The sequence below is a fragment of the Kitasatospora cystarginea genome, assembly GCF_039533515.1.
GTDB classification, from domain to species: domain Bacteria; phylum Actinomycetota; class Actinomycetes; order Streptomycetales; family Streptomycetaceae; genus Kitasatospora; species Kitasatospora cystarginea.
In genome coordinates this window covers 1-535 of record NZ_BAAATR010000225.1, presented here as the reverse complement: position 1 = coordinate 535, position 535 = coordinate 1, and the positions used below count along the sequence as shown (strand labels likewise).

At 65.6% G+C, this 535-nt stretch carries 1 protein-coding gene and 1 pseudogene; both read right to left on the bottom strand.

The window, feature by feature from the left end; all coding sequences use genetic code 11:
- Positions 1 to 200: pseudogene (locus ABD369_RS40970) on the bottom strand (hypothetical protein); the annotation flags it as partial.
- The coding region (locus tag ABD369_RS40965) for a DUF1365 family protein (protein WP_344641719.1) at positions 197 to 535 on the bottom strand (339 nt) is incomplete at its 5' end. The gene ABD369_RS40965 and the pseudogene ABD369_RS40970, both read right to left, overlap by 4 nt.

The following is a 535-nucleotide window of genomic DNA, read 5'->3' as shown; positions in this document are numbered from 1 at the left end:
GGGCTACCGCCACCGGAGAACTCACCGTTGGGCATCTGGACACGCAGCGGCAAACGTGCGACCGCCTTGTGGAACAGGGCGCGGGCAACCGGTGATGCAACCCGCACTTTGAGCCCGCTCGGCACTGTGGCGACGCCCGGCCACCGCTCGGTTTCGATCGTGTGAGCGGAAGGTTCGGTGCCGAGAGTGGTTGTGGTCATTGCACTGCCTCCTGCGGGTGATGTTGCGGTCGGGGAACGATGGGTAAGCGCCTGGCCCACAGCCGGATTCCTTGAAATCTGATCTGCGCGGCGACTCGGAGCGGAGCCAGCGGGATGGCGAGCGCACTGCGCACGATCTCGCGCGTCGTCGCCGGCACACAACGACCGGACACCGTGGCCACGAAGGGCGCCTTGCCGTCACGGGCCAGAACTATCGAGAGCGCGAGCGCGGTGTCGGGTAGCGGAAGTCGCATCCGGTACTCGCCGTCCAGATCGTTGAACGGAGATACGTAGAACTCTTTGGGCGTGCGAACCCCGCCACGTTCGTCGGTTTC